This window comes from Streptomyces sp. NBC_01433 (assembly GCF_026340105.1).
Taxonomy (GTDB): domain Bacteria; phylum Actinomycetota; class Actinomycetes; order Streptomycetales; family Streptomycetaceae; genus Streptomyces.
Window position 1 is genome coordinate 236,609 of sequence record NZ_JAPEPM010000004.1, and the last position, 25,444, is coordinate 262,052.

Consider the following 25,444-nt stretch of genomic DNA (forward strand, 5'->3'; position numbering starts at 1 on the left):
TCGCCCACCCGAACTGGGATCGGGACGATCATGCTGCGCTTCGGCGTGGTGTGGCCTGTCGAAGCCAAGGACACGTCGTACCCCTACCCTGTGAGCTGGGCGAGAGACACGTAGTGCTGGCCCTCCGGAGCCGAGCCGACCACGGTCTTGAAGGTCTCCGGCAGAACGGCTCACCGAGATCGGAGTACCTGGTGACCGCAGCAGCGCCCGTGGCGCCCAACGCCTGGGACGACGCTGTTCGGCGCGCCACCGATGCCACCGCGGCCGACCGCCCCGGCGGGATGGACGAGCAGTGCTGGGACGACGTGGCGATGCGCTCCATCGTCGCCATGGTCCTCTTGCCCTGCACCTGCTTGAGCGCCAGCCGGTCGATGCGATCGGCTCGCCGTCGGTGCTGTGGCAGCTGCGCGACGACGTACGGGTCACCGAGCTGGTCACCGCCGTCCTGCCTCGCGCCGACCACGACCTGGCCCGCACCGCGGCGCCCGGCTACCCGGTGACCGAGTGCTGGCGGTGGCCGACGCGGACCTGGGACCCGAACGCCCCCGTGAAGTCGGGTTTCGTCCAACCCGCCCTCTCTCACGGCTCCCGGGACAGCTGGGTGCCGGACGCACCGGAGCCCCGGTGGGGCGGCATGAGCCGGGGCATCGGCCGCAGACTGCCCGATCCCGCAGTTCTTAGGAACAGTTCGGGTGCCTCAGGGCCCTTGCTGTCTCACGATGGCACCGATCCCGGCTCAGGCGGCGTACGACGTGCTGGGCCCATGGGTGTCTCAGATTTCGCCGACAAGCGTTACTCGTTCGAGACCTGGGGGCTCGCGATATGACCGAAGGACATCCGGTCGAGTGGGCTCAGTCGGTGGAGCGCTCCGATCAGATCGCGGTCCTGAGCCTCCACCCAGCGGACACGTGGGACGGGAGGGCGACTCGCGGGGTCCTCGCTGTGACGCTCGCGGGTCTGGCCGAGCAGCAGGGACTGCCCGCTGCAGAGGTGGACATCGGCAGCGTCGTGTGGCACCTCGATCAAGGACCGGCGATGGTGCGCGAGCTCGCGGAGACGCTGGGGCTGTCGGCCGAGGGCGTGCAGCCGACCGAAGCGGCGTCCGGGTGGGCCTGGTTGATCCGCCGCTGGCCGAACGCGCCTTCTCTGGCCAATAGCGACGGGATGCCCCGAGGGATCGCGCGCGGTTCGTCGGAGCCCGCGGTCGACGTGATTACGCATTGGGCCGCCGCTGCGGCGCAGGACGCACTTGCTGCCGAGCGGCCGACGGGCCTGCTGCCGCGTACACGGGTACTGGTGGTCGGCGGTGAGGACGAGGGACGAGAAGGCGAGGTAGTCCGTCCGGCCTGGTTGATGGACGACGAGCACCGCACCGTGCTGCCGGGGCCACCGCCGGGCTACGAGGTTGTTCTCGTGGTTCCTGGCCATGGCGGCGGGGTACGGCGGGCGGTGGTGCCCACCTTGGACGGCGAGATCAGGGTGGAGTCCCTGGGGCCGCACGGCGAGCGCGTGATCGTCCGGGCAGGCGACCTCGACCCGCAGAACGCGTAGCCGGACACCGGTGACCGTGCGGCATCTCGGGGCTGCTCCCGCAGGGGCGGGGACGGCGTCTTACCCGACGGTCCAGGATGCCGACGCGGCTACGCGATCGCTGCCGTCGTCCCGGGCAAGTAGTTGATGCCCGGCCCGAACTGGACTACTCCGTCCGCCTGGTGGGCCCACCTGCGTGCGTTCACCCAAGCCTGCGACCGGTTCCACCATGCGCCGCCATTGACCGCTGGCACGACGCCCGTCAACCGGATCGCCTGTTGGAGAAGTCGTTGCTCCCATGCCTTGGCTTCGTCCACGCTGGAGGCGGCCGCCCACCACACCACGGCATCCACGGTGACCATGACCCGGCTGAAGCTCTCCCAATTGTCCGCCATGTGGGTGGCGTCCGTGCCTTCTTCCTGGACAGAGCGGGTACCGGTGCGGACCCAACGCATCTCGTCGCGCCCCAGCCGCCCCCACAGGCCGTACTTTCCGGTCGCCCGGCCGGTGTAGTAGATGCCGCCGTTGCGGCGAGCGGCCCAGCAGTACACGCCCGACGCCGCGGGCAGAGCGGCGGGCGCGGCGGGATCCAGAGGATCGGCGCAGGCCCATTCCAGTTCGCCTCGGCTCGGCGCGATGACGTCGGTCCGGATCTCGAGCAGCGGCGGCGGAGAGTCGTTGGGTATCGGCATGGCGCTGGACTCTATCTGCCGCCACGAAAATCCCTCGGAGCGGACATGCGGCTCCGGTTCGGCGCTTCATCGCCCGCCGCGGGCGAGGGCCTTCGCAATGAAGGTCCTCGCCCAGACATCTCTCAGAGGAGAACGCCGCTGCGCTCGGCGAGGCCGCGGAACTCGGTCGATGTTGGCCCGGAAACCAGCAGGCTGGAGATCAGCGACTTCGTCGCCGGGCGGGCGTGGGTTTCCTCGGGAGCGCAGCGCTCTGCCGCCAGAAGGGTTCGGACGCAGTCGCTGCGGCGGCCGAGGCGGTCGTACGTGACGGCGATGTCGCCGAGAGCGCGAGAGCGACGCTCGACGCTGGGCAGCGCCTTCAGCGAGATCGTGCGGGCGGCAGCAAGCGCGGCGAGAGGATCACCCGCATGGTTCTCGGCGCTGATCCGGTGGAGCTGCACAGTGAGGGAGCTGAAGCCCCCGCCGTGGTCGCGAAGCAGGGTGACGCCGCCGAGTTCCTCGGCGATGGCGGCGGCCTCGTCGGTCAGCTGGCACCTCGAACGCATCGTCGAACTCCGCGCCACCGACTACGGCTTCGGCTACCGCGCCAGCGCCTTCAAGTCCCAGCCCGGACGCTGGACGATCCTCGACATCACCTTGTCTCTCGCCCGCAGTACATCCGCGGCCCCAGTCGCCTACCGGCACCTCGCCGACGCTTTGGCGGTACGCCTGGGGACCCGGCCACCGCTCGCCGAGGCCGCCCAGGCCGTGATCACCGACCGGGAGCAGCGCGGTCTCGCCCTGCCGGGTTCCGGCCCCGATGCCCGGCAGGCGGGTTCCGTCCTCCTCAACCCGCTCATCACCCCCGCCCAGGAAGCCGCCGTACGCCGCGCCAGCGGCCCGGTCCACCGTGACCAGAACGGATCCCCACGCGCCAGCGCCGGGTGGCTGCTGGAGCGATGCGGCTACCGTCCCGGAGGCCGTATCGGGCCAGGGGTGTACTGCTCCACCGCCCGGACCCTGACGTTGACCGCCCGTGACGGTGCCACAGCGACTGCCTTCATCGCCGTACTCCGGCAACTCGCCGCCGATGTCTTCGAGGCGTACGGCATCCGGCTTCGTCCGGAGCCCGTTCGTCCGGGCCGGACCGGAGGATCGCCCGACGGTCCGGCCGGGTGCCCACGCCGAGGAGCCGCCGCGAGGGCGGACGCTTCGGCGCTGGCTCCCGGGTAGTCACTCCATCCACGGACCGGACGCTGGCAGCGCGGCGACGCGGCCCTGGCGCCGTGCGCCCTCCTTGGCCTGGGGCTGGACCGGCTGGCCTCCCGCCTCACCGACCTGCGCACCGCGCTGGCCGCGCTCACCCGGAGCGCGGACACCCTGGCGCATTACATCGAGACCGCGCAGCACCTCAGCGCCCTCGCCGCCGGGGACGCCGACCATCAGGCCGCCGCGCTGTTCACCGCCGGGGTCGCCCGCCAGGTGCTCGCCGTCCACGCTGACGAGGGAGCCGTGCTTGGCGACCGCCTCCCGGCCCTCGCCCAGTGGGAGGTCACCCGCACGATGTGGCACCACCGCCCCGCCCACGGCCCCTACCGCGACGCCCGGCCCCTGGCCGACCAGAGCGAGCACGTCGACCTGCTCGCCGCCGCGCTCCTGCACCACCGGCAGTCCGGCTCCACCGGACCGGCCCGCCAGGAGCGGACCTACCGGCTGCACCGTGCCGCCCTCGACGACCGCGTCGCGCTGCTGTGGCCGGACCCGGCCCCGGGGGAACTCGCCGTCCCCGCCGACCAGTCCGCAAGGCACCTGCTGGAATGGGACCGCACCCAGCCCGACGCGCCACAAGGCGACTGCCAGCACGCCCGCTGGTACGACCACCCCCGCGAGTACGTCCGCCACGCCTACCGCCAGGACATGGCGGTGGACGCAGAAGTACGAAGCAGCGGACACGCCGCGGACTGAACCCCGCGACGACCTCAGCGGCCGGCGCCGAGCGGGATCGTCGCGACGTGATCCCACGTGATCGTCTTGGCTTGGGGGTCAGCGAAGACGTCGACCAGTTCGATTGAGTCGATGTGAAGAGGGGCGTGGCTGGGACGAACTCGGCGGACGCGTCGGTGGATCTGGTGGAAATGCTCCAGGGTGACCTCGGCGGTGGCGTAGGACTCGGTCAGGTGCAGGACCCCAGTGTCGTACGTGGTGGCGTCGCGTCCTCGGACGATCTCGAAGGCGCGGGTGGCGGCTGTGCGCAGCGCGTTCAGCGGCTCGTCCGGTCCAAGATCAAAAATTAGCCCCGTACCGTACGGGAGGGGGCTGCCGACCGTGACGCTGAAGGGGGCGATGGCCCGCATCTGCCGGGCGAGTTCGGCGACGAGGGCCTGCCGTTCTTCCTCGGGGATCTCGGAGGCGGGCTTCTGGCTCAGCTGGTAGAGCGTGATGTGAAACCACTCGATACCGACGTGCGTGAGCGGATCGCCCGCGGTCGCTGCGCGGACGCCTGCTGTAGGCCCGCAATCGGAATGTCCCGTTCCGTCGTGACGACCTGGGTCTTTCCGGCCGTCTCATTTGAGGGACATGGCACCTTTGTCTCACGATCTTGTCCCTTCAGGGCGGGCGGATGCTGCGCTCAGCGTCGTTCGGTGCGATTCTTGGCGCCGGGCCTGGCATCTGCTCGCGCAATCACCCTGATCCCCCTGCTCGGCCCGGTGGATTTGCGGATCAGGGAGGGTCGGAGCAGACCGCGAATAGCAAAGGACCGATATGTCTGAAGTCTATCGATCGCTCCAGCCCGAACTGGAATAGATGGACCGCTACCGCAGGCTGGCTGGCGCACTGCACAGCTGCGCCCGGTGGGAGCTGGCCGGACGTAATCCGGGTGCAGCGACCGTTCTCTTTGAGCGTGCGTTGGAGGCGGTAGATACGGCGACCCGTGCTTTGCCGGCTGACGGAACGCTGGAGGCCGCGGAACACGAGGAGCATCTCCAAAGCCTCGTCACCCTTCGGGACAACGTCATTAGCGCCTCCACTGAGATTGTGGCCGTGTAGGAGCGGGGCTGGCGCCTGGGTGTGCAGGGCGGCATGGACCGCAACGGTGCGGCCATCTGCTCGCCGGCCATCCGCAACACGGCGTCCTTCACGGCCCCATGCGCTCTTTGAGGTTCGGCTGCGTTACGTGCGGAAACAACGCACGTCCACGACATCCATTCCGGCGGCCTTGGCCGCTTGCACGCCCTCGGTCGAGTCTTCGTAGACCAGGCAGCGGGCTGGTGCCACGGTGAGACGGGCCGAGGCGAGGAGGAACAGCCCGGGGTCCGGTTTACCCCGAGGGGAGTCTTCACCGGTGATGACGTCGGTGAACAGAGGGCGTAGCCCGGTGGCGTGGAGGCCGGCGTGGACGGCTCGGCGTGCACCGCCCGAGGCGATGGCCAGGGGCAGGCGGCCGTGCAGCGTCTCGGCAAGGTGAACCACCGGCCGGTATGTCTGCAGTTCGGCGATCCCGTCGAGGATCAGGTCGAGGCACTGGGCGACGACCTCGTCGACCGGCACGTGGGTGCCCGAGGCGGCTGCCAGTTCAGTGATCAGTTCTGCCCCGGAGGTTCCGATCCTGGCCGTGTAGAACGACTCGTCCATGGTGAGGCCCCAGCTGGCGCAGGCGCGAGAGAGGCCGCGGAAGTTGAGCGGATGGCTGTTTGCGAGCGTTCCGTCCCAGTCGAAGAGCACTGCGTCGTAGCGGTCCGGGTCCGGAGGACTCCGGTGGTCGCAGGCGCCGGGTGCCGGGCATTTGGCGTCGGGAGGTGAAGCGCCTCCCCGAGGGCCTCGTTCCCGTGATGAGGTGGCCGAGTGCTGGTCGGCCGGAGCGTCGATCTGGGGGTGACGTGCCTGCATGTTGGCCTCGCTACCGTCGTCAGGTGGTTTTCGTGATCAGGTCTCGTTCGTGGCGTCGGGCAGCCACGGGGTCGGGCGGGGTTGCGGTGACTGCTGACATGAGACGTCCGAGCAGGTGCACGGAGCGGTAGGTGCCCAAGGTCTCCTCGGAGTGCGGGATGCCGTGGCGGGTAAGGAGTCGGCTCATCCGGACCGGCTGGACTGAGAAGGCGTGAGCGGCCCGCGCGTAGTCGAGGACCGGAACCCCGTAGATCGCGAGCTCCCAGTCGAGGCCCGCGGTAGCGGCTGGCCCGAACAGGAAGTTCCCGGGCTCCGGATCGTTGTGCAGGAGGCAGGGTGCGTCCGGCTCGGGCAGGGGGGCACCCGTCAGTGCCTCGGCTGTCGCGGCGGCTTCGTGGTATCCGTGGCGGGCGAGCGCGGCCTGGTAGGCGACCAGCCGCTTGCGTAGGTACTCACCCCAGGTGGCGGACGCCGGGGCGAAGAGCCGGCCGAAGCCGGGACCGGTGATCTGGTGGACGCGGTGCAGGTAGGGGATGACGCGCCGCATCGCTTCCTCGCCACCGCCCGGCGCTGTGCCGTGCAGACGTCGCAGGATCAGCATCTGGCGGCCCCGGAGGGAACCGCCCGCGAGTACGGACGGGGCTCGGACACCGGCTTCGGACAGCCGCTGGAGAGCGGCTCTCTCGGTCTGCGCGCGCCACGGTTCGCGGTAGATCTTCACCACTGCGCCGGTCAGGTGGAGAAGCCGGTTGGTCGGGGGGATCGCTGGGGCGCTCATATAGGTGAGGCGGGGCTGGCGAGGGCCGCGCGCAGGGTCTCGGTGACGGCGGTGTACGGGGTGCGGGTGCCGAAGCGCAGGCTTACGGCTGGCAGATCGCAGAGGGCGTCAAGGACGCGGGCTCCGTTGCCCGTCAGGTCGTCGGCGCTGCGTGTGCGGATGTCGAGCCAGTCGCTGACGTAGACGTTGTCGCCCGGCGACATGCACTGGGTGCTCAGCAGTTCGTGCGCCGGCCCCGGGTGCGTCGTCTGGAGATGGAGTTCCCGGGAGTCCTGGATGACCTTCGGGAAGACGATGAGGTCCACGGGTGCGGTCGTTGCCAGTGGGGTGCCGGTGCGCTCGTGCCATTCGGAGGGGAGGATGTGCAGTTTGTTGGCGCCGTGGAAGCTCTGCCAGTCGGTGTCGTTCGTGGGCTGGGGGCGGGTGAGGTCCCACTGGTCGGCGCTGGCGTAGCCGAGTGCTTGCAGGGTGCCGCCGTTGAGCCGGATCGGGCCGGGCATGGCGACAGCCCGGGGAGCCTCGCCCGGGGTGGCGGTGATCATGGTGCGGTCGTTGGAGAGGAAGGCGCCCGTTGGGGTTGAGGCCAGGGCGAGTGCGAGGGTGGACTTGCCGGCGCCGGAGTCGCCGACGACCAGGATGCCGCGGCCTTCCATGGTGGCGGCCGAGGCGTGCAGGCACACCCAGCCGTCGTCCTCGGCCAGGCGGTAGCCGATCTCCCGCAGATGCCGGGCGGTGTTCATCGCGGCGTCGGTGTCGTCGCAGGTGATGACGGTGAAGCCGCCTGGGTGTCGGGCGATGATTTGCGGCGCGATCCCGGCATCGGGATCGGTCAGGAGCACCGGGCCGCCGGGCATCTGGTGCCATGTTGCCGGGGCGCCGACGTGCATCCGGACGTGGCGTGGTGCTCCGGTGCACCGTGAGCGGACATGCTCGGCGAGGGCCGCGACGCGGGCGCGGGGCAGGGCGAGACAGCGCATCGTCGCGGTGACGCCGGTGGCTGGGGCGCCGGGGTGGACGACGTTCCACAGTTCGCTGGGCGGCGTGAACAGGCGCTGTACGTATGTCGTTGGCGCGGCAGTCGACGCGAGGACCTCGATCGTGAGACCGCCGAGCTGGACGGTGATCTTCTCGGGGCACCACGCGTCGAGGGAGGCCGCGTTGATGTCGCCGTCGAGGAAGGCGTCGAGCACGGGTATGAGCTGATCAGGCGCGGGCATCGGCGTCTCCGGTGGCGAGGAAGTGTTCGATCTTGCTCTGGCCATTGCGGGCGTGCGGGATGTGGTGAGCCGTCAGGACGGCGGCGACCGAGTCGGCGGTCTCGGCCACGGACCGGCGGATCTGGGCGGCGCTCGCGGTGACGGGGGTGGCGGTGAAGCAGGCCCCGTACTCGATCTCGACCTGCTGGAGGGTGCCGGGGTGCGGAGCGAGGGTGGTGGTGTCGACGGTGACGGTGGACCAGTGGCCGTCCGCGTCGGCCGGCGAGGGTAGGTCCCAGGTGGCGCGGTGGAGGGTGCCGGTATGAACGAGGCGCGGGTGGCCGAGGACTTGTGACACCTGGGCCAGGGCCTCGTCACGGGTGGCGGCGGGGCGGATGCTCTTGTGGAGACGGCCGTCCTTGAGGACTTTGGTCTTGGCCCACCATGTTCCATCGGAACGGGGGGTGAGGGCGGCGTACTCGCGCCGCCCTGAGCCGGGCGGCAGATAGATGTCCGAGCGCAGGATCCGCCGGTGGATGGTGGGGCCGAAGACCGCCACACCGGTGTCGGGCAGATGATCGCGCAACAGACGTACGACAGCGGGAGAGTTGGCCGGGACGGTGAGCGTGATCTTCTCCTCGGTCTCCGGGCCCTGTCCGGAACGATGGCCGGTGCGGGGCAGCGGGAAGTTCACCGCAGCACGCTCATCGGCGATGCCGCGGGCCCACGCCGTGATGTCTCCGGATGCGTCGGCGGGCACGGTGGTGCGGTGGAAGGCTGCCAGGACGACGGCGTCTGGGCGCCACTGCGCGGTGACGAAGAAGACGGCCGCACCGGTGGATTCGTCGATATGGCAGGCCCACAAGGGGACGTGGACCGCCCCGGGGACGGCCGGTTTGGGGCGACCGCCGTCGAGCCCGTGCCACATCTGACGGCGCAGGGTCGGCCCGTCAAGGACGAGGGCAGTGCCGGACACCGGGGCGCTGAGGTGGGCATAGGAGACGCCCGGGTCGGTCGGCGAATCGGTGGTGGCCGCGACGAGAAGCACGAGTGGTCCCTTCGGAGGTGCTACGGCCGGGTGAGAATGGCCCGCCATACCGAGCGCTGCCCCGGGTCTCCCGGGCGGAGATACTGCACGGGTTCCCCGCTCGGGACGAGTCCTGAGTCATGGATGAAGCCGAGCAGATCATCGGGGGGAAGGAGCGTCATGTGCTGGCCGTTCGGCAGCGTGTACCGGTCGTCGCCGAAGGGAGCGAGGCACGGGTCGAGGTGGCCGGCGGTGAAGAGGTTCAGCGACAGTGTTCCGCCGGGGAGAAGGACCCGGTACAGCTCGCGCAGCGCCGTAGCGAGAGCGTCGCGGTGGTGGAGGTTGTGCAGGACCCCGTGGCACACGACGAGGGAGGCGCGCCGGTCGCCCAGCGGGAGGCTGGTGACGTCGGCTTCGACGCATACGGTCCGGGGTCCGGTGTGGCGGCGGGCCGCTTCGAGCATGCCGGGGTGCCGGTCGATCGCGAGGACTCGGTAGCCCGCGGCGGCCAGGGCGGGCAGGTTCCGGCCGGCGCCGCACCCCGCGTCGAGCGCGAGGACGGCTTCGGGCACTGGGGCGGCGAGCAGCTCCGTCAGGTAGGGCGGTGCGGGCAGCTCGGCGAATGCGGCGACCGTGGCGCGGTCGTTCCAGTAGGTGCCGGTGGGGGCCGGTCCGGGGTGGGTCACCGTTCCTCCTGGCTGTGGAGCGTGTAGCCGCTGTTCCACGGCCGGCAGCGCACGGTCCGTAGTCCCGCATCGGCGAACGCCTGCTCGCACCGTTCGGGGGTGCGGGTGAGGGCGGCGAAGGTGGGGCCGACGGAGGAAAGGGTGAGGATCTCGGCGAGGTGCTCGGTGAAGATGTGCTCGACCTTCTCGCCGGTGGCCAGCAAATCGGGGTGCGAGAAGGCGCAGTTGGTGAGGCTCCCCATCCGGAAGCGGTAGTCGAACAGCAGGCTGCCGAGCGGCCGGAGGTCGCCGTCGAGGAGGGCGGGCCAGGCGTCGTGCAGGAGCCGGTAGGCGATCTCGGGGCCGTACGTGCGGCCGGTGGTGGCGAAGGCGTCGAAGTGGCGGGCCTCGGCGGCGAGGCTGTCCCGGGCGTCCCAGATCACCGGTTCGCGGGGCATGCCGAGCACGAGGTGCATCTCTTCTGGCAGGGCGGCCTGCAGCAGCGGCACGTGCGCGCCGGCGATCACTTGGACCGCGCCGGGTATGAGCCCGGCCGTCGCGGACCCGCCCAGACACTGGACTGGCAGAAGGTGACCGTCCTCGTGGTCGATCTCCTCCCCGTGGTTGAGCGCCAGGAACTTGACGAGCCGGCGGGCGGGGACGGGACGTCCGTAGAGCTCGTTGACGGCAGCGGCCACGGCAGCGATCTGCCCGCTGCTCGAGCCGAGCCCGAGGTGCGCGGGCAGGTCCGGGGCGCTCACCCGCACCCGCAGCCGCTCGCGGGTACCCAGGGCCGTGCGCATCAGCAGCGCGGCGTGCCGGGCCAGGACCGGGTGGTCGCAGTCGGGGGTGGTCTGGACGGCTGGTCCGTCGCCGACGATCTCGACTTCGACGCGGCGCATGAGGTCACAGGCGAAGAGGAGCTCGCCCGCGAGGTAGGCACCGTGGCTGGGGACGATCTTGCTGGAGTCCAGGGCCATGGCGTTGATGCGGCTGGGGTAGTCCAGGCGTATCTGATCCGCAACCGGCTGTGGCGGGTTGCTGGGTATGGGGTCGAGCGCGAGCGGGGAGCGTGGGGCGCCGAGCGGGAAAGGGGGGAAGTCGCTGTCGATGGAGGTGCTCATAGAGGGCTCCCGGGGCTGAGGAGGGCGCGGGCGCTGTCGGTGACGCCGAGCAGACGGTCGAGGGCGCTGGTGGTGTAGCCGCCGCTGCCGAGGGATCCGTCATCACGGACGGTCATGTTGTCTCGGGCGAGCTGGCGGTGGGGCAGGCGGAACCGCAGCAGGTCGTCGATGAGGAGAGCGACGGCGGGCCGCAGGTGCGGCTGGCGGCGGGCGAGGCGGGCCAGGCCCGGAGTCCGGCGGGCGTCCTCGACCATGGCGCGGTGGTGCGGCGGCAGGTAGAGGACGTTGTCGGTGAGGTACTTCTCGTACCAGGCGGCGAGGTTGCCGGTGGCCGCCTGGCTGAGAAGCATCACGTCGAGCACGAGCAGCGGCATCTGGGCGCCGCCCGGCGCGAAGTACGTGGTCCCGTCGATGTCCAGAGGCGGGTAGTACGGACGCAAAAGACCGGTGAAGTACTGGGGTGTCAGCGTGCGTTTGACCGTCAGCAGATGGGCGGCGAAGTCCCGCAGCCGCTCATGGACGACCGCGGCGAGCGCATCGGCCGCCTCCCGGCCGGCAGCGGCGGGCAGGCCGGTGCAGTGCCGGATCGCGTCGTCGAGGGCGTGGCTGGCGGCGGTGACCTCGTCGATGAATACGTGCTCGCCCGGGGTGTCGGTGAAGGAACGCCTGCGGGGACCGCGGGGGTTGCGGGTCGCGTAGGAGTACACCGTCTCCCGGGGGACCTCGTCGGCCGTGGCGCCCAGGTGGAGCATGGCCGCTTCGACGGCGGGCGGCGGGACCGGGCACCCGGTGTGGCGGGCGAGGGAGGCGGTGATCATGCCCAGGTCCCGTAACGCCGCCCGGGCGGGGGCGACGTCACGGATCGAGGCGGCGTTGCGGGAGAGGTGTTCGGCTCGGGTACGCAGCCAGGCGGTGTCGGCCGCGATGTTGGCCTGAGGCAGGGCCCTCATCACCGCGTCGGCGCCGAGCGGGTCGAGCGCGGCCGTGGTCGAGTCGAGGTCACGGGTGAGCGTCATAGGTCCTCTCCCAGCTCCCGGGGCCCCGGGAGCGCGGTCATTCGATGGGCAGGTCGTCCCGGTAGGACCACACGCGGCCGGCGCTAAGGTGGTCGAGGTAGTCCAGCAGGGGTTCGATCTCGGGCCGGGTCGCGGTGGAAGACGACAGGACGGCCCTGGCCTGGTCCAGCGGCAGCAGGACCGCGCCGGTGACTTTGCCGTCCGGGTCGTGCACGGCGATCTCGCCGTCCCACTCGGCGCAGTCGAAGGTCAGCACGACGGTGGAGGGGTAGCGGTCGGTCGTGGTGTTGACCAGGTAGGCCAGCGGACCCACCGCCGTCAGGTTCAGACCCGTCTCTTCCCTGACCTCGCGGACCAGGGCCTCGGTGAGGAGTTCGCCGCGCTCGACGCCGCCGCCGGGGATGGACCAGATCTCCTGGCCGTCGCGCTGTTCCTGGACCAGGACGATGTTCTCGCCGCGGCGCAGCAGCGCGGCTACGACCTGGACGCCGGGCCCGGTGACCGGTGCGGGAGCCGGGACAGCGGTGGCGGTTTCGTTGGTGGTCATGTTCGCTCCAGTTCGGTTCGCAGGGCCGCGGTGCACCCGGGGAGCTGGGTGGGGTCACGGCCGTGCCAGTACAGGAAGTACGACAGGGTGATGACCAGGCGGTGAAAGGCGAGGCGCCGCTCGAACAACGGGTCGGCCGGTTCCCCGCGTTGCTGCCAGTAGGCGTCCAGCATCCGTTGCCGGTCGTCGGCGGAGGACAGACACCAGCGGTCGGGTTTGACGAAGTCGCTGGCGTATTCCGCGGTGTTGGCGTGGTCGAAGTCGAGCAGGGCGATCGTGCCGCCGGGACGGATAAGGATGTTATCGGGGTGGATGTCCTGATGGGTATTCACGCAGGCCAGGTCGCCCAGCTGTTCGGCCAGCAGCAGACCATGTCGGTGGGCCGCCTCGGCGAGAGCGGCGGGAATCAGGCGGTGCCGGATGAGGGCATCGATGAGGTCGGAGAGCTGCCGGGCACGGGAAGCCGGTGTCGCCACGAGAGAACGCGGCGGCCGGATGGAGTGCAACAGGGCGATCTGGTGTCCGAGCCGCGGCCACAGGTCCGCCTCGATGGCGTGGTCCTGGCGGGCTTCGGCGAAGGTGCGGCCATCGAGCCATTCCTGGAGCAGGAAGGGGCCCAGGCCCGGGTCGGATCCCACGCGCAGGACCTCCGGGACCGCGACCCCACCTGCCCGCGCGCTCCGCATGGCCGCGGCCATCTGCTGCAGATGTGCTTCGCCCTCACGATCGTTGAGCTTCAGGAGGTAGGCATGGGCGGAGACGGCGTCGGCCACGTGCCAGCAGGTGTTGAAGCGTCCGTGGGGCAACGGGCGGGCGCTGAGGGTTCCGGAGCCGGGCAGGATGCGGTCCAGGGCCGTGCGGTCGAGGGTGGCTGTGGTCATCGGCCGGCTCCCGCGATGAGGAGGCCGGTGGGCAGTCCGCTGCGGGTGAATGCCTCGTGGACGTCCTCGGCGAAGTCGATGACCTGCTGCATGCCGAGTTGCTCCGGGTCGCGGACGTCCAGGCGGGGCAGTGCGTCGTGCAGCTGGCGGCCGAGATCGAAGGGCGCGGCGAGTTCGACGGCGTCGGTTCTGGGCTCGGACAGCGCGGTGAGCGCCAGGTGCAGGCCGCCTTCGGTGACCCGGCCGTCCACGGTGCACAGTCCCGCGGTCGCGGAGCGGGCCGCCAGTACCGTGCCGATGGGGGTGGGGGCGAGAAGTTCGGCCAGGTAGGCGGTGCCCGTCCAGGTCTGGCCGACGCCGATCTCCAGTTCGGTGTCGAAGAACCGGTTCGGGAAGCGCCGGAACTGCTCGCGCCGAAGGTGCCGGCGGCGCGGCAGCAGCACATCGGCGTTGTGGCGGGCCATCCGGACGGCGGGCGCGGCGGCGCCGTCCGTGCGGTGCACGCGGATCTCGGCCGAGGTGTCGATGGAGAAGGAGTAGTCGTCGCTGTGGGGGCGGAGGAATCCCGCCGCGTCCTTGCCGATCTTGGCGGTGATGGCGTCGGGGAAGATCTGCAGCTCGTCGGCTCCGTGCTCACCGAGGGCCTTGTACTCGGCCGAGCGGAAGGTGCCGTCCGCTTCGAAGTTCAGCAGGACGCGCAGGGAGCCCGGCAGCAGCATCGTGGCGTGGATCGAGCCGACCAGGGACAGCTGCTGCTGGTGGAGGTCGAGGACTTCGAGGAAGTAGTGCCCGGTGCGTACGCCCATCAGCTCGTGGGCGAAGGGATTCTTCAGGTCGGGGGCGTAGACCCACAGGTCGCCGCCGGCCCGTGCCTGTCCCCAGCGCAGGTCCTGCATCTGCTCGCCGGTGGCACGGCGGTGGGCGAAGGTGTGGAAGGAGTAGCCCGGCACCTGCGGGTCACGCCGTCCGTCGGGGTGGACGACGAAGTGACGGAAGCAGTCGGTGTGGGTGCGGGTGTCCGCGACGACCTCGGAGGTGATGCTCCGGCCACTGCCGCGCACGTCGGGAGCCGTCGTGCGGGCTTGGGCGGTGGCATCGGCCAGGTGCCCGGTGAACGCGGTGATCTGGGCATCGGTCAGGGAGCCGGAGGCGTAGAAGTGGTAGAAGAGGCGTGTCCCGCCCCCGTGCGGGTCCGGGAGGCTGAGAGGGACCAGCCGGTAGCGGTCGCACAACTCCGTCGGCAGCCGCCCGCCGGGGTGGCTGAAGGCGGCGGAGACGACGGGCGCCTGCGGCGCGGGCACCAGCAAGGCGTCGGGGTCGGCGGCCCGTACGGCGGCGGTGAGCTGGTCGCGGCGTTCGAGGCAGCGGGTGGTGAGGGCGGTGTAGCCGGTGCGGCCCAGCGTGTGCAGCGTGGCCCACAGGGCTGCCGCGGTGGCGCCGGGGCGGGAGCCCAGGACGGTGTCGTCAGGGATCCGGGTGTGTGGGTCGATGCGGGTGACGTGTTCGAGCAGTCCCTTGCGTACGAGCAGGGCCCCGCATGCGTACGGCATGAGGCCGGCCTTGTGGGGGTCGACGGCCATGGAGTGCACTCCGGGGCTGCGGAAGTCGAAGGGCAGCTCCGGGGCGGTGAAGGGGAAGATGAAGCCGCCGTGCGCGGCGTCGACGTGCAGGAAGCAGCGAGTGTGTCCGGGGCGCTGGAAAGCGAGGTCGCGCAGCTCAGCGGCGAGCTCGTCGACGGGGTCGGCGAAGCCGCTGTTGTAGTAGCCGGCGGTGGCCACCACGATGATGCCGGTGATCCCGTCCGCCATCGCCTCGTGGGCGGCCTGGCGGACCTGCTCCCGGTTCAGGGTCCAGGCCGGTCCGGCGGGCAGGCGTACCAGGTCGAGGTCGAGGATCTCGGCGGCCTTGCCGACGGAGGCGTGGCACAGGTCGGAGGTGATCACGCGGACTTGGTGGCCGTCGGCGCGCAGTAGATTGCGGGCGATGCGCAGGGCGGCGAGGGTCGCTTCGCTGGCGCCGCTGGTCAGGTGTCCGTCGAGGGCACCGCCCTGATAGAGGCCGGCGAGGACTGCCAGGGATTCCTTCTCCAGCCGCCGGGTGCCTGCCTTGCCCTCGCCGAAGCGGGTGTGGGTGCCGACGTTGTTCGTGTTGACCGCCGACCAGTCGCCCAGGACACGGACCGCCTCCGGATGCGGAGCGGCCATCGCGAAGCCGAGCCGGGTCTGCTCGGGATCGTCCCAGGCCGGTATCTCGCCCCGGGCCTGCGCGAGGTGCTCGTCGATCGACGCACGGCTCCAGCCGGTTTCGGGGAACGCGGTGGGCACGGCCCAGCCGATATCCAGATCACCCATGAACGGTGCCTCCTCGGGTGTCGGGGGCGATCTCGCCCAGGTGCTCGGTCTTGGTGAACCTCAGGTCCCGTCCGGTGAGCCGGGCGGCACAGGCGCGCACGCCCAGCAGCCATGGACCCAGCGCGCTCACCGCGGGCTGCAGCATGTAGGTGGCGATGGCCGCAGCCGGTGCCGGCTGCCGCCAGGTGCCGCCGGCAGGCCCGCTCGCCCGGAAGTCGTCGAGGACACGTCCGCGCAGCCGGTAGGCCACGACCGGCTCGAGCAGGCCCGCTGCCACAGCGGCGGCCACCAACGGTTTGAACTGCCGTTTCACCACCAGGTGGGCGGCGGCGGCCCCCATCACCGCCGGTCCCAGCGCCCAGGCCACCCCATCGGCCAGGGCGCGGGCCGCCAGCAACCGCTGCCCGGTAGCGGAGAGCCGGGTGGGGTGCGCGGCGGCGAAGCGGTAGTCGTGGCGGGTCGCGGCGTTCGCGAAGGCCACGCTGCTGAACGCGCGCGCCATGGCACCCACGCTCTGGTACGGCTCGACGATGTTGACCGAGGGCAGGACCGCGATCGGCTCGCCGGCCATGCTCAGGCGGTGACCGACGGCGAGGTCGTCGTGCGGTTCCTGGAAGTACCCGATGTCCTCGATCTTGTCGCGGCGCACGATGAGCCCGGAGCCCACCCCGTAGACCATCGGGCGCGCGAGCGCGGCCAGCAGCCGCGGGCGCCGGCCCGGACCACACCAGCGGGCCACCTGGATACGGCGGTACTCGATGCCCAGGGTTCGGCGGAACGCGGCAAGATCCTGGCCGGACATCACCGCCGAGCGCCGCCCGCTGCTACTGCCGGGGAAGGCGGGCAGCATCGGCTGCTGGATCATCGCGGGCCGACCATGCGCGGCGCGGGCGAACTGGGAGGCGAGGCGGGCATCGGGGACCGCGTCGGCGTCGAACACCGCAACGTAGTCGTCCGCGGGCGGGAACAGGTCGTCCAGCGCCGCTACGGCGTAGTTGAGCTGGGATGCCCGACGGCCCCCTCCCGGGTAGGACACGACGCTGAAGACCTCCCCGCCCAGCGTGGTGTTGTGCTGGTCGGCAAGGCGCCGACAGACGTCCTCCGTGGTCAACGTGCCGCTGGGGGTTTCGCTGGCCTCGCGTGCCGCGGAGACGATGAGGACCCTCAACGTGGGCCAGCGGGCGGCGAGCGCGGCGAAATGCTCAAGCGAGCGGGGCATCACCGCCTGCTCCCGCAGCGCAGGAATGATCACCGTCAAGCCCGGCGTCTCCTCGGGGAGTTCCTCCTCGGGACGGTCGGCCTCGACGCGCATAGACCGGTAGGACAGGGCCAGGGAGGCCGTCATATAGAGGGCGCGGGCGGTGTAGGCGGCGGCGAGCAGCCGGCTGACACGAATCACGGTCTCTCCTGTTCGGCGAGGCCCAGCTCGGCCAGGCACAGTTCGGCGTCCTCGAAGTAACGGGGGCGGGCCTGGACGCGGCTGGTCAGGATGCGGGCCCGCGCGGCGGACGCTGCCCATCCGCGCGAACGCAGAATCGTGTACGCGGCAGCCGGTGAGCGGTTGACGCCGGCCGCGCAGTGCACGTACAGCCGGGCGCTGTTCTCGCGTGCCGCCAGTGCTGCGAAGCTCACGCAGGCGGTGTACCAGTCGGTGCCGCGCGAGGCGCCGTCGTCCGCGGTGGGCGCCGAGCACCACACCAGGCCAGGGCGGATGGCCGCGGGCGGCGGCACCCGGCGCGGTGTCCGGCAGTCCAGGACGTGCGTGACGCCCCGGTCGAGGAGCTCGTCCACGGCGAGGGTGCTCTCGGGTGCGGCGCCGAGCAGAAGCCAGTTCGTCACCGAATGGGCGTCGAGGCGGAGTTCATCCCCCATGGACCGCCTCCCGCGTCGCTGAGCGGGCCGTCGGGCGGGGAGCGGTGTAGATCCTCTCGGTGGTGCCGTGGACGAGCCGCCGGGCGATGTCCTGGCCCATGGTGACGGCGTGGTCCATGTTGCCGATCTCGTAGCGCCAGGTGCCGAAGCGTCCGCGCGCGTAGATCTCGTGGCTCTCCAGCCAGGGCTGGATGAGCCCCAGGGCCGCGTCCCGGCCGGTGGTCGGTATCGGGTAGGCATACGGGATCAGCTCCAGGTGGCCGCTGACGCGCCGGGCGCCATCGGGAACCAGACCGCAGCGCCGCAGGGCTGTATCGCACTCCTCGACCAGGGCCGCCCCATCGAGGAGGGTTCCGGCGGGCAGCGACGTCTCGGTCATCCAGGCCGAGTACCGGCCCGGGTCGGAACCCGGGACATTGGCCGGCGCGTACCGGGAGAAGTTCGTCGCCCGGTAGAACGGCGTCTCGCGGCCGGGAAAGTACAGCCACGAACGCCCGTCGGTGGTCGGCGACTCGTAGCCGATGCCCACCATGACCACCGTGGTGTGTTTCAGGACCGTGGCGGCCTGGCGCACCTGCGCGGGCGCGCCGGACGTCATCGCGACGAGCTTGTCGAGGGCGCCGGTGGCCACCAGGCTCCCGTAGGACAGGACGCTGCCGTCGGAGGTCAGCAGGGTCTTCGTCACTTCATCGATGTGCAGGACGGCCTGACCGGTCCGAACATCTCCCTCCAGACGGGAGGCCAGCCGCTTCCAGATCGCGCCGGTACCACCCGACGCAGGGAAGGCGAACTGTGCGTTGGGGCCCCACCGTCTCGTCGGCGCGGTTGGCGACACCAGCCGCTGGCGCAGCGCACCGCTGTCTGCGGGGGCGACCCGCTCCGCTATCCACGAGGCGGACATCTCGCTCAGGGCGGTAGCCCAGATCTTGCGGTTGTACGGGGCGAAGAACTCCTCCACCAGGGCCGTGCCGTAAGTGGCTTCCAGCCACGCACCGAAGTCCGCTCCCGCGGGGCCAGGCCCATGGGCCTGAGCCGCGACGAGGCCCTCCAGGCACTTCTGGGCCCGTGCCCGGGGAAGGTGGTCAAGGTGCTGCTGGAAGGGGTAGGGCACCCATCGCCCGCTGTGCCGGACGAATGAGGAGCGCTCGTGGTGCAGCAGTTCATGGGGCGCGAACAGCCCCTCCAGTAACGCGTCGAAGCTCTTCATCGTGGAGAACACCACGTGACCGCCGAGATCCCAGGTGAAGCCGGCCTCGTCGACGACCGAGGACCCCAAGCCCCCGACTGTCGTGGCGGCCTCCAGCAGTACCCACTCGCGGTGACCGAGGCGCTGGAGTTCGTGAGCGCATGCCAGCCCGCACGGACCCGCGCCCACGATCACCACCGGGGCGGCGGTATGGGCTCTGGTGTTCCTCACGGCACTCTCCTCCTCGCACGGCCGGAACTCTGTCGGCGCCTGTAGCCGCCCAGCGCAGCTGCCGGAAAACGATGGATGATCGGCATGGTCTCTTCTTGCGCTGACGAAGACGGCGGGTCTGCGGAACATGGCTGGGAACGGACGTCACACATCCGGCAGGCGGAGTCGGTAGGTCTGGCGTGTGCCGTCCGCGGACAGGTGCGAAGCCGGTGCGAAGCCGAGGTGTTCGTAGAAGCCCCTGGCGCCGCGGCCAGGGTGGTCCGGCCCGAACGTCGTCACCTCGACCGTGCCCGGAGCAACAGTGAGGTCGCGCAGGGCGGTGCGGACCAGGAGTTCGCCGATGCCCCGGCCCCGCCAGGCGCGGCCGACCGCCAGCCAGCTGATCTCGTATCGAGGGGGCTGGACCGACATCAGCAGTCCGCCGGCGAGCTCGCCGGGCTCGCCCCCTGCGGCGCGCACGCACAGGGCGGTGCCGCGCTCCATGTTGCGTTCCACGGCCGCCCGAAACTGCGGATCGTCGACCATGGGGCCGAACAGATCCTCGACCTCGCTCGCGAGGCGCAGCCACGCGGGAAGGTCGGCCCGGACGGCGGGAACAGCGTGCATACATGTACTCCTGGCAACGAGGGACCGCTGCTGACGAGCGGGTCCTTCGCGATCGGTCAGCAATGGCCCGCTCCTTCTTCGCTGTCGGCGAGGGTGAGGCCGAGGCGAAACCACACCTGCTTCCCGGTGAGGAGCGGCTGAGTCTGCAGTTCCTCGGCGAGCGCGGCCAGCAGGAACAGTCCCCGGCCGCACTCGGCGTCGTCCGCCGGCTCTTTCACCGCGGGGAGCGCCTTGTTGAAGTCGGTGACGCCGACCAGGACGCCGTCGGGCATCTCGCGGATCAGGAGCTCGCAGTCGCCCGGCGTGTGCTTCCACACGTTCGTCAGCAGCTCGGTGACGCCGAGTTCGGCCACGAAGCTCAGGTCGCTCTTGCACCACATCCGCAGGAGGACCCGCACGATCTCGCGCACCGGCTCCATCGCATCGGGGCCGATCCCCGGCAGCACCATGTGGTGCTGCCGCACCAGGTTGATCACCATCCCAGGCACTGGCCCTCCAAACGGCGCGGACGTGCACTCGAACGCGGTGGCACGGTGTAACCGATACGCCACCGTCCGATAGGCGAGCCTCGATAATGGACCGCCAACTACCCTGTAAGCAAGCAGTCCTTGAGGAAAGTCTTTCCTCTCGGGGAACTGGCATATTCCCGAACTGGCGAAGGCGCTACTCTTTCGCGCAACACATGGAGGTGGGTATGCCCGTCGAGCCAACCCCGCGACGCCGCCGCCTGGGCGCGGAACTCCGGCGCATCCGTGAGGCACTCGGATGGACGCAGGAAGAAGCGGCCAAGCGCCTCGGCTACCGCTCCTTCTCGACGGTCAGCAAGATCGAGAAGGGGGTCCAGGGGCTCAAGATCCAGCAACTGCCGCACTTCTTCGAGGTATACGGGATCACCGACAACCCCCTGCGCGAAGAACTCCGCAGCCTCGTCCGCAGGGCCGGGGAAGCGGACTGGTGGCAGCGGTACGAGGGCGCGGTCGACGACCCGCTCGGGGACTACCTCTCCCTGGTGGAGAGCGCCAGCAGCCTGTTCGTCTTCAACCCCGTCGCCATCCACGGCCTGCTCCAGACCCCCGAATACGCCGAGGCCGTGACCAGGGGCAGTCGGGCCTGGAAGACCCCCGACGCCACCGACCGCTTCGTGGCCATGCGCCAGGAGCACCAGACCAACATGCTGGAGCGCGAACCCGAGCTCAAGATCTGGGCTGTCCTGCCGGAAGGGCTCCTGCGACAGGAAGTCGGCGGACGCACCGTGATGCGCGCCCAGATAGAGCACCTCATCAACCTCGCCGGCACCAACCCCAGCATCACCATCCAGGTACTGCCGTTCCGGGCTGGCGCCCACGCCGGGATGGACGGGTCGTTCATGCTCATGTCCTTCCCCACCGGGCGCGACCTCGTGTGCATCGAGTCCATGCGGGCCCTGCTCCACCTGAACGAGCCGGAGGCGGTAGAGGTCTACCGCACCACCAGTGACCTGCTCAAAGGCGACGCTCTCTCCCAGAAGGCGTCTGTTCCACTACTCACCACCATCGCCAAGGACCTTGCATGAACAAGAACGACCTCGACCCCTCCTGGGTCGAGTCCCAGCTGCGCGACGCCCAGTGGCAAACCAGCAGCAGCGGCGGCACGACCTGCGTCCAGATCGCCTTCCTCGACGACGGCATCGTGGCACTGCGCGACTCCAAGAACATCGGCACGGTCCCGCCACACCTGTTCACCGACGCGGAATACGACGCCTTCATCGGCGGCATCCTCCGCGGCGAACTCCGCCGCGGCTGACTCTGCAACCCCTGGCTGTCGGCCGGTCCCCGTTGGCGGCAAGCATGACCTTGCCAATTCGCCGTGTCCTCAGTCAGGTTGACAGCTAATGTCCCTCATTGACGGCCCTGATGTGGCCCCACCCCCGTGGGCGGCATCAGGGCCGATCCGGTCGCTGCAGGGTGGTGACGCCCTGGCTTGAGGAGGTACTTCCGGTGGAGCGTTTCAACCCGAAATTCCAGGGTGGGCCATGGACTGAGGGAATGGGGGTCGTTCACGCGTACGTATTGCCTCGGGTCGGCGTCGACGACGAGCTGATCTCCCTCGCGCACGCCTGTCGCCCCGCGCTCCTGGACTACCCGATCGACCTGGCCTGCCCGCCCGAGGCCGGTGACCCCGGGACGCTGCACCTGACCATCGAAATGGTCGCCGACGCCCCCGCCGCCGACATCAGCGCCAGCGAGCGCGCGGACCTGGTCAAGGCGCTGCACCACGAGCTGGCCGGGGTGTCCCCGTTCGTGACCGAGGTCGGGCCGCCCATCGGGAATATCGCCGGTGCAGTGCTCGACGTGTGGCCCGACGACCAAGCGGTGGCCCTGCAGGACCGGGTCCGCGCCGCGATCCGAGCGACTCGAGGGGATGCCGCGCTGCAGCACAACGGCGGCCGGATCCACTGCTCGCTGGGCTACAGCTGGGACACGGCGAACTCCGACCGGCTCAACAGTGCACTGCGAGCCCTCACCCCGCGCCGGGCTCCCCTGCGGGTCGACACCCTCCACCTGCTCGATGTCCGCTACGACATCGCGGCCGATTCCGGCGGCTGGCACATGTCGTGGGAGCCCATCGCTGAGATCCCGCTCGGAGGCTGACCCGGCTTCTTGGCCCGAAGTGATCACCGGACGCCGTGTGAGCGCTAACCGATACGCACCATGTGCCGACGTCGGTCATTTCGTGCGGTCGTCGCGGCTCAGCCGCCCAAGAGCGGTCGGTTCAGCTGATCCACGTGCACGGTCAGCTGACGGCTTCCGCCGGTGTGTGAGCTGCGTGCCAGGCGTCCCAGACCTCACCGCGCAGTATCGTCGTCGTCTCCGAGACCCCGTTCGGACCGATCGAGGACCCCGAGACCGTCACCGCCATGAACGCGGAACTCGCCCGCTACAACACGGCAACCGCCCAGGCCGCCGACGCGCACAGCGCGCTGTTCCTGGACGTATGGAACCCGTTCACAACCGCCGCCCGGCTCACCGGCGACCCGGTCGGCCTGTGGAGCGACGGTGTCCACCTGACCGCGCTCGGCGACACCGTCCTGCTCCAGCAGGCCGAGCATCTCCTCGCCGAGCACCGCATCGTCGAAAATCTCCTGGACTACACCCTCCTGGAGCGCGACGCCGCGCTGGCCGCGTACGGGCCGATGTTCGCCAGATACCGGCCGGTCGCCCCGGCCCACCGCTTCCGCCTGCTTCGTGATCTTGAGGGAGCTGGCTCGTGACCCTGCCGGCCACACGCACATACAGGCGCTCGCCCCCGCGTTACCCCTCCTGCTCGGCACCGCCCGCCTTCAGAGCGAGGCCGTGTTCCTCGACCGCGACGGCGCTGACCGAACCCCGCCACTACCCCTCCCGCCCTGACGACCTGGTTCTCCAACCTGACGTCGGCGCACAGCTACGTGCCCCAGTCGGCAATGCGGTGCAGCTCTGCACAGAGCACCCTGGCAATGACGCATGATGTGACGACGAGATGCTCGATCCGCTTACCGTGGCCACCGCCCGGTGGACCACCTCTCCACCCACTGCGGGATGCAACCCCCGCAGTGGGACAAGAGGCAATCGAAGCTGCGCATGGGCTGCGTGACGAACGTCCAATAGCTCATGGCCGTTCTCCGCCAGGCCTGGCTGGTTCCCCTGCGCGGACGCGTGCTGATCCGACGCTGTCGAGCGGCGGGGTACGTCATCTGCGCGCCTGATGAAGAGGCTCTCCGTGCGCGGCCTAAGCGGAAGTGGCATACAGGACCCGGGCACCGGTCCGCATGGCCACGAACTGGTGCTGTGTGGCCCTGATCGTCGCTGCACCAGCGGGATCGATAGACTCGCCGGTCTCCTTCAGGTGCCGGGTGGTGAAAGCCTGGACCAGGTCCTCCCACTTCCCGGCCTCGATCAGATCCGCGCACCCGCCACAGGCGGTCCAAGGCGTTTCGTTCGCAGCGCCGTCTGTGTCCAGCACCCGATTGCCCTCCGGGGAGATCCAGACGGGGCGTGCCGCTGCGAGCGGGGCCACCTGATAGGACCATACGACTCCTCGCCCGCCGCAGAAGTCGCACTGAACCTCATCCCACACCCACACAAGGTCGGGCCGATGGCCCTCGTCGCGGTCGGCATCGAGGTGTCTGATCAACGTCTCCGTGGCAACGCCTTGGCGGATGTTCTTGGCGCGGATCAGGTCACCGCCGCAGATTTGGCACAGCGCCCTTCGATTACGGTCCTCGTACGGATCCGCTCGAGCTGCATGCTCCTGCTGCGGGCGCACCCGACGCTGCTTGTTGGCTTTCCGACGTCCCATCGCTACACGCTATCGGAGCGCATGGGACTGGAAGTGGCTGCACATCGAATCGGGCCGTCAGACAACAGCTCGGCTCAGTCCTGCGGCAAGGCAAAATCACATCTGTCAGCTGCCTGACTGCGCGAGGGCAGCGTGGGTAGGGTGAGTTCGTTGGCTGTGGGTCGCTACCGGCTGATCGTTTATGTGGCGGCGCTTGATCTCACTCAGCCGCCGAACACCTCAGCGTCCCGGGTTGGGCTGGTTCGCGGCCCGTACCAGAGCCGACACCGTATGAGACCCGCTGCCGAACGGACACCGTGGCCATGACCCATGACCGTGACGACGAGTTCCCCGTTCCGCTGCCCGGGGACACCGCCCGACTGGACCAGCTGTCCGCCCGCTGGCGGGACGCCGACCCCGCAGCCCGGCAAGAGGTCATCGACGCCGCGCACGCACTAGGTGACGCCCCTGATGCGACGAACGCCGACTGGCTCATGGACGCCCTCAGCCAGGCCCGGCTCGATCCGGATGCCGACGACGAGCGCTGATCCGACCAGTCCCAAGGCAGGGCTACGACCGACCATGCGCGCCCCGCAGGAGGACTCCGGCGTGTACCAACTTGCACCGGAGGCGACGCCCCTCTCCGAAGTGCTCACGCCGGGCTGGTGCGTGCTCATGATGGGCGCAAGCGGATCCGGCAAGTCGACCTTGGCACGGGCCATGGCCTCATCTGCTGCCGACGTGGTAGTCGTCTCGTACGACGCACACCAAGAACGCCTCACGGGCCGGCGAGGGGAGCCGCGTGGGCGACCAAGCGCTGGAGTCCGCGCGGGCGGAGGTCTGGTTCTGCGGGTGTTGCTTGCGGTCCGTCTGGAGCGGCAGGCCCGTCGAGACTGGCCTATCCCGGTGGCGAACGTGACGCGTCAGGACATGGCCATCGCAGCGGCGCTGCCGGAGTTGGCCCAGGAGGGGCACCCTCGCGTGATCCAGCTGTCAGCACCATGGCCGCCGACTGATCTCTGATCATCATCGGTCACGGGTTGCGAACGTGAGCGCCTCATTCCCGAACTCGTCTTCCACCTTCGCAGGGGAGGATCCGGGGTCGTCACTGGTACAACAACTCAGCGGTCGCTCCGGATGTCCGCTGGGCGTACCAGGAAGGTCATGTTCTTGGTGGTCTTCACCTCGCGGAAGCCGGCCTTCTTGTGCGCGGTGGCGATGTGGTGCCGGACGGTGGCGTGGAGGTCACGGTCGTGGCCGAACTCGTGGACGGCGGCCTGGACGAGAGTGTCGAGAGCCTCCTCCTGCTCCTGTGCGGGGAGGACGTAGAGGCTTTCCAGCAGGGTGCGGCGGGTGCGGCTGGCGGTCTGGTTGACGGCGCAGAATCCGCGCAGCTGCCCAGCAGTGTCCTTGAGGACGAACCAGATCTTGGTGTCCTCGTCCCAAGGGACGCCGTCGATGAAGCGGTGGACTTCGTGGCTGGCGAGGAAGGGGCCGAGGGCGGGGTAGAAGCCGGGATCACCGTTGGTGAGGAGTACGGGCTCGGGCTGGGTGGCCATGGGGTCTCCGATCACAGGGT

The 25,444-nt window shown here is 70.0% G+C and carries 31 protein-coding genes; 10 read left to right on the forward strand and 21 right to left on the reverse strand.

Annotated elements, in window-relative coordinates:
• Positions 1 to 292 precede the first annotated feature (292 nt).
• Positions 293 to 826 (forward strand): hypothetical protein, encoded by a 534-nt coding sequence (locus tag OG413_RS40750; protein WP_266814718.1) that lies wholly within the window; start codon positions 293 to 295, stop codon positions 824 to 826.
• A 116-nt stretch (positions 827 to 942) separates the two neighbouring features.
• Positions 943 to 1,551, forward strand: coding sequence for a hypothetical protein (locus OG413_RS40755; protein ID WP_266814720.1), 609 nt, complete (start codon positions 943 to 945; stop codon positions 1,549 to 1,551).
• An 89-nt stretch (positions 1,552 to 1,640) separates the two neighbouring features.
• Here OG413_RS40755 and OG413_RS40760 read toward each other — a convergent pair whose 3' ends face one another.
• Complete coding sequence (locus tag OG413_RS40760; RefSeq protein WP_266814722.1) at positions 1,641 to 2,222, reverse strand: hypothetical protein; 582 nt, start codon at positions 2,220 to 2,222, stop codon at positions 1,641 to 1,643.
• A 122-nt stretch (positions 2,223 to 2,344) separates the two neighbouring features.
• Positions 2,345 to 2,767 carry a hypothetical protein gene (locus OG413_RS40765; protein WP_266814724.1) on the reverse strand — a complete coding sequence of 141 codons (423 nt, stop codon included), beginning with the start codon at positions 2,765 to 2,767 and terminating at the stop codon, positions 2,345 to 2,347.
• Between OG413_RS40765 and OG413_RS40770 the strand changes: the two genes are divergently transcribed.
• Complete coding sequence (locus OG413_RS40770; protein WP_266814726.1) at positions 2,727 to 3,434, forward strand: hypothetical protein; 708 nt, start codon at positions 2,727 to 2,729, stop codon at positions 3,432 to 3,434. The genes OG413_RS40765 and OG413_RS40770 overlap by 41 nt on opposite strands.
• On the opposite strand, the gene OG413_RS40775 is transcribed toward OG413_RS40770, so the two are convergent.
• Entirely contained in the window at positions 3,435 to 3,698 is a 264-nt protein-coding gene (locus OG413_RS40775; protein ID WP_266814728.1) for a hypothetical protein, read from the reverse strand. It abuts the gene before it with no gap.
• Between the two features lie 15 nt (positions 3,699 to 3,713).
• On the opposite strand from OG413_RS40775, the gene OG413_RS40780 reads away from it, so the two are divergent.
• Positions 3,714 to 4,166: a hypothetical protein gene (locus tag OG413_RS40780; protein ID WP_266814730.1), complete on the forward strand. Its 453-nt coding sequence runs from the start codon at positions 3,714 to 3,716 to the stop codon at positions 4,164 to 4,166.
• 14 nt (positions 4,167 to 4,180) lie between these two features.
• Here the strand turns inward: OG413_RS40780 and OG413_RS40785 are convergent, their stop codons facing one another.
• The 16 genes from OG413_RS40785 to OG413_RS40860 form a co-directional block, all read right to left on the reverse strand.
• Complete coding sequence (locus OG413_RS40785; protein WP_323138029.1) at positions 4,181 to 4,657, reverse strand: 2'-5' RNA ligase family protein; 477 nt, start codon at positions 4,655 to 4,657, stop codon at positions 4,181 to 4,183.
• Positions 4,658 to 5,372: 715 nt separating this feature from the next.
• Positions 5,373 to 6,089, reverse strand: a complete 717-nt coding sequence (locus OG413_RS40790; RefSeq protein ID WP_266814732.1) for an HAD family phosphatase — start codon at positions 6,087 to 6,089, stop codon at positions 5,373 to 5,375.
• Positions 6,090 to 6,108: 19 nt separating this feature from the next.
• Complete coding sequence (locus OG413_RS40795; protein WP_266814733.1) at positions 6,109 to 6,867, reverse strand: phosphotransferase; 759 nt, start codon at positions 6,865 to 6,867, stop codon at positions 6,109 to 6,111.
• On the reverse strand, positions 6,864 to 8,084 hold the full coding sequence (locus OG413_RS40800) for a hypothetical protein (protein ID WP_266814734.1): 1,221 nt from the start codon (positions 8,082 to 8,084) through the stop codon (positions 6,864 to 6,866). Before OG413_RS40800 ends, OG413_RS40795 begins: the two co-directional genes overlap by 4 nt.
• On the reverse strand, positions 8,071 to 9,111 hold the full coding sequence (locus OG413_RS40805) for a hypothetical protein (protein WP_266814735.1): 1,041 nt from the start codon (positions 9,109 to 9,111) through the stop codon (positions 8,071 to 8,073). The genes OG413_RS40800 and OG413_RS40805 overlap by 14 nt, the downstream gene beginning before the upstream one ends.
• Before the next feature lie 20 nt (positions 9,112 to 9,131).
• The gene (locus tag OG413_RS40810; RefSeq protein ID WP_266814736.1) at positions 9,132 to 9,776 is read right to left on the reverse strand and encodes a bifunctional 2-polyprenyl-6-hydroxyphenol methylase/3-demethylubiquinol 3-O-methyltransferase UbiG; all 645 of its coding nucleotides are present in this window, start codon (positions 9,774 to 9,776) and stop codon (positions 9,132 to 9,134) included.
• Entirely contained in the window at positions 9,773 to 10,879 is a 1,107-nt protein-coding gene (locus OG413_RS40815) for a hypothetical protein (protein WP_266814738.1), read from the reverse strand. The genes OG413_RS40810 and OG413_RS40815 overlap by 4 nt, the downstream gene beginning before the upstream one ends.
• Positions 10,876 to 11,895, reverse strand: coding sequence for a monodechloroaminopyrrolnitrin synthase PrnB family protein (locus OG413_RS40820; RefSeq protein ID WP_266814740.1), 1,020 nt, complete (start codon positions 11,893 to 11,895; stop codon positions 10,876 to 10,878). The genes OG413_RS40815 and OG413_RS40820 overlap by 4 nt, the downstream gene beginning before the upstream one ends.
• Positions 11,896 to 11,932: 37 nt before the next feature.
• Complete coding sequence (locus OG413_RS40825; RefSeq protein WP_266814742.1) at positions 11,933 to 12,442, reverse strand: NUDIX domain-containing protein; 510 nt, start codon at positions 12,440 to 12,442, stop codon at positions 11,933 to 11,935.
• The gene (locus OG413_RS40830) at positions 12,439 to 13,323 is read right to left on the reverse strand and encodes a phosphotransferase family protein (RefSeq protein WP_266814744.1); all 885 of its coding nucleotides are present in this window, start codon (positions 13,321 to 13,323) and stop codon (positions 12,439 to 12,441) included. The genes OG413_RS40825 and OG413_RS40830 overlap by 4 nt, the downstream gene beginning before the upstream one ends.
• Entirely contained in the window at positions 13,320 to 15,674 is a 2,355-nt protein-coding gene (locus tag OG413_RS40835; RefSeq protein ID WP_266814746.1) for a pyridoxal-dependent decarboxylase, read from the reverse strand. The genes OG413_RS40830 and OG413_RS40835 overlap by 4 nt, the downstream gene beginning before the upstream one ends.
• Positions 15,667 to 17,073 carry a glycosyltransferase gene (locus tag OG413_RS40840; protein WP_266814748.1) on the reverse strand — a complete coding sequence of 469 codons (1,407 nt, stop codon included), beginning with the start codon at positions 17,071 to 17,073 and terminating at the stop codon, positions 15,667 to 15,669. The genes OG413_RS40835 and OG413_RS40840 overlap by 8 nt, the downstream gene beginning before the upstream one ends.
• Positions 17,070 to 17,546: a hypothetical protein gene (locus OG413_RS40845; protein ID WP_266814750.1), complete on the reverse strand. Its 477-nt coding sequence runs from the start codon at positions 17,544 to 17,546 to the stop codon at positions 17,070 to 17,072. The genes OG413_RS40840 and OG413_RS40845 overlap by 4 nt, the downstream gene beginning before the upstream one ends.
• The gene (locus OG413_RS40850) at positions 17,536 to 18,963 is read right to left on the reverse strand and encodes an NAD(P)/FAD-dependent oxidoreductase (protein WP_266814752.1); all 1,428 of its coding nucleotides are present in this window, start codon (positions 18,961 to 18,963) and stop codon (positions 17,536 to 17,538) included. Before OG413_RS40850 ends, OG413_RS40845 begins: the two co-directional genes overlap by 11 nt.
• A gap of 144 nt (positions 18,964 to 19,107) precedes the next feature.
• Positions 19,108 to 19,569, reverse strand: coding sequence for a GNAT family N-acetyltransferase (locus OG413_RS40855; RefSeq protein ID WP_266814754.1), 462 nt, complete (start codon positions 19,567 to 19,569; stop codon positions 19,108 to 19,110).
• A gap of 56 nt (positions 19,570 to 19,625) precedes the next feature.
• Complete coding sequence (locus tag OG413_RS40860) at positions 19,626 to 20,048, reverse strand: ATP-binding protein (protein ID WP_266814756.1); 423 nt, start codon at positions 20,046 to 20,048, stop codon at positions 19,626 to 19,628.
• A gap of 215 nt (positions 20,049 to 20,263) precedes the next feature.
• On the opposite strand from OG413_RS40860, the gene OG413_RS40865 reads away from it, so the two are divergent.
• The 4 genes from OG413_RS40865 to OG413_RS40880 all read left to right on the forward strand — a co-directional run bounded on the left by OG413_RS40865 (position 20,264) and on the right by OG413_RS40880 (position 22,819).
• Positions 20,264 to 21,121, forward strand: coding sequence for a helix-turn-helix transcriptional regulator (locus OG413_RS40865; protein WP_266814758.1), 858 nt, complete (start codon positions 20,264 to 20,266; stop codon positions 21,119 to 21,121).
• A complete protein-coding gene (locus OG413_RS40870) occupies positions 21,118 to 21,351 on the forward strand; it encodes a DUF397 domain-containing protein (protein WP_266814760.1) in 234 nt (77 codons plus the stop codon). The genes OG413_RS40865 and OG413_RS40870 overlap by 4 nt, the downstream gene beginning before the upstream one ends.
• A 242-nt stretch (positions 21,352 to 21,593) precedes the next feature.
• Complete coding sequence (locus OG413_RS40875; protein WP_266814762.1) at positions 21,594 to 22,199, forward strand: hypothetical protein; 606 nt, start codon at positions 21,594 to 21,596, stop codon at positions 22,197 to 22,199.
• Between the two features lie 266 nt (positions 22,200 to 22,465).
• Positions 22,466 to 22,819 carry an SGNH/GDSL hydrolase family protein gene (locus tag OG413_RS40880; RefSeq protein ID WP_266814764.1) on the forward strand — a complete coding sequence of 118 codons (354 nt, stop codon included), beginning with the start codon at positions 22,466 to 22,468 and terminating at the stop codon, positions 22,817 to 22,819.
• A gap of 497 nt (positions 22,820 to 23,316) precedes the next feature.
• On the opposite strand, the gene OG413_RS40885 is transcribed toward OG413_RS40880, so the two are convergent.
• A complete protein-coding gene (locus OG413_RS40885; RefSeq protein WP_266814766.1) occupies positions 23,317 to 23,886 on the reverse strand; it encodes a hypothetical protein in 570 nt (189 codons plus the stop codon).
• 302 nt (positions 23,887 to 24,188) lie between these two features.
• Between OG413_RS40885 and OG413_RS40890 the strand changes: the two genes are divergently transcribed.
• Both OG413_RS40890 and OG413_RS47185 read left to right on the forward strand, forming a co-directional pair.
• Entirely contained in the window at positions 24,189 to 24,413 is a 225-nt protein-coding gene (locus tag OG413_RS40890; protein WP_266814768.1) for a hypothetical protein, read from the forward strand.
• A gap of 130 nt (positions 24,414 to 24,543) precedes the next feature.
• Positions 24,544 to 24,888: an AAA family ATPase gene (locus OG413_RS47185; RefSeq protein ID WP_353962297.1), complete on the forward strand. Its 345-nt coding sequence runs from the start codon at positions 24,544 to 24,546 to the stop codon at positions 24,886 to 24,888.
• Between the two features lie 98 nt (positions 24,889 to 24,986).
• Here OG413_RS47185 and OG413_RS40895 read toward each other — a convergent pair whose 3' ends face one another.
• The gene (locus OG413_RS40895) at positions 24,987 to 25,424 is read right to left on the reverse strand and encodes a hypothetical protein (RefSeq protein WP_266814769.1); all 438 of its coding nucleotides are present in this window, start codon (positions 25,422 to 25,424) and stop codon (positions 24,987 to 24,989) included.
• Positions 25,425 to 25,444: the final 20 nt, after the last annotated feature.